The 3,469-nt window shown below is 73.0% G+C and carries 4 protein-coding genes, 1 other RNA gene and 1 pseudogene; 2 read left to right on the top strand and 4 right to left on the bottom strand.

The features are described from left to right. Positions 1–452 (top strand): annotated as a pseudogene (locus K6I34_RS33925) (RNB domain-containing ribonuclease); the annotation flags it as partial. Here K6I34_RS33925 and K6I34_RS33930 read toward each other — a convergent pair. Both K6I34_RS33930 and K6I34_RS33935 read right to left on the bottom strand, forming a co-directional pair. Next, the gene (locus K6I34_RS33930) at positions 403–1,074 is read right to left on the bottom strand and encodes a hypothetical protein (protein ID WP_229331886.1); all 672 of its coding nucleotides are present in this window, start codon (positions 1,072–1,074) and stop codon (positions 403–405) included. The pseudogene K6I34_RS33925 and the gene K6I34_RS33930 overlap by 50 nt on opposite strands. Further along, positions 1,071–1,874 (bottom strand): MerR family transcriptional regulator, encoded by an 804-nt coding sequence (locus tag K6I34_RS33935; RefSeq protein ID WP_229331887.1) that lies wholly within the window; start codon positions 1,872–1,874, stop codon positions 1,071–1,073. The genes K6I34_RS33930 and K6I34_RS33935 overlap by 4 nt, the downstream gene beginning before the upstream one ends. An 88-nt stretch (positions 1,875–1,962) precedes the next feature. On the opposite strand from K6I34_RS33935, the gene rnpB reads away from it, so the two are divergent. Beyond that, positions 1,963–2,363: RNase P RNA component class A (gene rnpB, locus K6I34_RS33940), an RNA gene on the top strand. A 360-nt stretch (positions 2,364–2,723) separates the two neighbouring features. Here the strand turns inward: rnpB and K6I34_RS38500 are convergent. Further along, entirely contained in the window at positions 2,724–2,852 is a 129-nt protein-coding gene (locus tag K6I34_RS38500; RefSeq protein WP_275127211.1) for a hypothetical protein, read from the bottom strand. Positions 2,853–3,042: 190 nt separating this feature from the next. Further along, the gene (locus K6I34_RS33945) at positions 3,043–3,315 is read right to left on the bottom strand and encodes a hypothetical protein (RefSeq protein WP_229331888.1); all 273 of its coding nucleotides are present in this window, start codon (positions 3,313–3,315) and stop codon (positions 3,043–3,045) included. Positions 3,316–3,469: the final 154 nt, after the last annotated feature.

A 3,469-nucleotide genomic window follows, 5' to 3' on the forward strand; every position in this document is an offset into this window, starting at 1 on the left:
ACCCGGCCGCCCTCACCCACGCCGCGCTCGCCGCGCCGTACACCCACTGCACGGCCCCGCTGCGCCGGCTCGTCGACCGCTACACCGGCGAGCTGTGCCTGGCGGCGGCCGCGGGCAGCGAGCCCCCGGAGTGGGTACGGGTCGCCCTGGAGGCCCTGCCCGGCGAGATGGCGGAGGGCGCCCGGCGCTCCGCGCAGGCGGAGCGGGAGTCCGTGGACCTCGTCGAGGCGGCGCTTCTACGGGACCGGATCGGCCAGGTCTTCGACGCCTACGTGGTGGACGTCGAGGAGGACCGCCCCACCGCGGGCAGGGTCCACCTCTACGAGCCCGCCGTGGTCGGCCATGTCGAGGGCGACGGCGACGGCCCGCCCCTGCCGCTCGGGCAGCGCATGCGCGTCCGCGTCATCGAGGCCGACCCGGGCCGGGACAAGGTGTGGTTCGCCCCGGCGTGAGCCCGTCCGCGTCGTCCGCGTCGTGTGCGATGAGCTCGCGGACCGCGGCCACCAGGGCGTGCGGGTCGTCGGCGTGGCAGCGGACCGTACGGACCTCCCGGGGCCGCCCGAGGAGCCGGGTGACGGCGACGGGCGCGGCGAGCTCCACCGTGAGCGAGGTCTGCGCGGCCACGGGGACGTCCAGGACGTCGTCGGGCACCGTGCTCCCGGCGGGGAACCGCAGCTCGCGGCGGACGTCCGCGACGAGCCCCGCCGGAATGCGCACGTCCAGCAGCGCGCCGTGGCGGACGCGCAGCCCCTCCGGGCCGACCGTGTGCGGCCGGGCGACGCCCGCGGCGTGGTAGCCGAGGGCGAGCAGCACGGTGTAGACGTCCAGGACCAGCACCGTCCAGTGCAGGACGGGCATCCCCATGGAGGCGGTCCACAGGGACATCCCCACGGTCTCGACCACGCAGACGAAGACGAGCCCGTACACCGTCGACGCCTGGGCCCCGGCGTACCCGAAACCGCGTGCGCCCCCGTCTCCGCCGACGCCGACACCGTCGCGGCGCCGCGTCAGCCACAGCCAGAGCCCGGCCCACGTGCGCGCCTCGTACGTGGACCACGCGCGCAGGAGCCTCACGCGTCCCCCTCGGCCAGGGCCCGGAAGGCGCGCCGGAGGGCTTCCGCCTGCGCGGGGGCGAAGTCGGCGAGGAACGCCGCGAGGAAGGGTTCCGCCGCCGGGCCGGCGCCCTCGGCGGCGTACGGGAGCCCGCTCACGACGTCCGGCGGCAGGCACGCGACGACCGCCCGCGCGGCCTCGGCCACGCGCGGGTCGTCCGGCGCGGCGTCGGCGAGCGCGTCGAGGAGCGCGTACGTCTCGTGGATCCGGCCGCTCGCGCCCGGCGCGGTGGCCAGGGAACGGAGCGCCTCGTACATCCCGTACATACGGTCGCGGGTCCCGGGCGGGGCGTTCGTCTCCAGCAGGGCCAGCAGCTCGCGGTCCTTGGCGGCGAGCGGGGACGGCGGGCCGGGCGGCTCCTCGGCGGTACGGGCCGTCGCGGCGAAGAGCGCCGCCAGTTCCTCGGACACGGGGCTCTCGGCGGGCAGCCCTTCCCCGTCCGCCCGGCGCAGCAGCGCGGCGAGCCGTTCGCGGCGGGCGCGTATCGCCTCCTCCTGCCGCGCGAGGCCGGCGTCCAGTTCCTCCAGCACCTCGCGGAGCTCGCGCCCGGCGTCGTCGGCGAGCACGTCCCGTACCTCGTCGAGACTCAGCCCCAGCTCCGTGAGGCGGCGGACGCGTGCGAGCACCACGGCGTCCCGGAGCCCGTAGGCGCGGTAGCCGTTGGCGAGCCGCCGGGGCTCGGGCAGCAGCCCGAGGTGGTGGTAGTGACGTACGGCGCGGGTGCTGACACCGGCCAGTTCCGCGAGTTCCCCGATCCTCATGCCCCCAGTAGAGACGTTGCCGCTGCGGGAGGGTCAAGGGCCCGCGCCCGCGCCGCGCTGCGGCAGGTAGCATGGTCGGCACGGCGGATGAGCCGGCCGGGCGGTCGCGTGGGATCTTCGGACCCACGAGGAACGTCCGGGCTCCACAGAGCAGGGTGGTGGGTAACGCCCACCCGGGGTGACCCGCGGGACAGTGCCACAGAAAACAGACCGCCGGGGGCCGCAAGGCTTCCGGTAAGGGTGAAACGGTGGTGTAAGAGACCACCAGCGTCCAGGGTGACCTGGACGGCTAGGTAAACCCCACTCGGAGCAAGGTCAAGAGGGGCCGCCGTCAGGCGACCCTGCGCGGACGCTCGAGGGCTGCTCGCCCGAGTCCGCGGGTAGACCGCACGAGCCTGTCGGCAACGGCAGGCCTAGATGGATGGCCGCCTCCCCGAGGGCCGTAAGGCCCCTGGGAGACAGAACCCGGCGTATAGGTCGACTCATCCGTCGGCCATCTAGCGCAAGGCCCTCTGATCTGCCAGAACGGCAGGTCAGGGGGCCTTTTGCTGTCCAATCGTCACTCCCTCCGTTTCGGAGTGATCATGGCCGTTCCGGCCTTTTTCCGGGCGCCATGTGGCGATGTTGTGGCGGCAACGGAGGCTCCCGGTCGGGCCGAGAGGTGGGGCCGTCACGAGCCTGTCACGGTCGTCTTCGACATGTGGCGGGAGCGGCAAGGAGCCCCGCCCACACGCTACGGAGGCAGCGCACGAGCGGGGCCCTCTCCCTCACCGCTTACGCGGCACCCCGGATGGGGCGGACGGACGCGGCAACGGCTCGTCAGCCGTCACGGCGCTACCCGTCGGGGGTCTAGAAGTGGCTCGGTCCGCCGTGGACAGCGAGCCAGACAGCGGCGCTGAGGGACAGCGCCAGACAGCCGACGAGTAGCAGGCCTTCGGCGATCTCCAGCCAGGCCACCCGCCGGATCACTTGGGGCACCCGCAGACGGTCCGTTGTCGGGCCCATCTGGTGCGGAGGGTGGCCAACTCCGCTTCGGCGGTGCTGACGGCGTCTCGTGTGCTTCTGCGGCTCTTTGCGGGCAGAGCGGTCCGTGCTTGTACGCGCTCCCACTGAAGGCGCCCGATGGCCGCGTTGACGACCTCTTGGTAACGCTCGCAGGCCCGACATCTCACCGCTCCTGCGCCCGCACATGGCGCTTGGCGCAGTGAGCCGCCAGGTCGTCGTTGATCTTCTGCACCCCGGTCTCGTCGCCGCGCTCCCGGTACCTGCTCCGCGCCCTGAGCAGGCTGACGCAGGTGGTGCAGTCCACGTAGTGGATGGAGCCGATGGCCGACGACAGCGGCAACGAGATGACGGGTGATGCCGGGGCCAAGGTGGGCGGGGGCGGCAGGATCGGACGGCGCGGCAGTCCAACGGTGCTGTGTCTCGTCGGCTCGGTCATGCCTTGATCGTGCCGCCGGGAGCCGTGAGGGTCTCCGGCTGTTGAGGGTTTTGCTTAGGGATCCTGGTGGATGCTGCGTAGCAGAGCGTGGGTGGATTTGTAGGTGATTCCATCCCGCTTCCAGCGATGGTGTGATGTTCATGCCGGTTTGGGG

Origin of the sequence: Streptomyces sp. UNOC14_S4 (assembly GCF_020740835.1) — a bacterium.
In the GTDB taxonomy this organism is placed as follows: Bacteria; Actinomycetota; Actinomycetes; order Streptomycetales; family Streptomycetaceae; genus Streptomyces.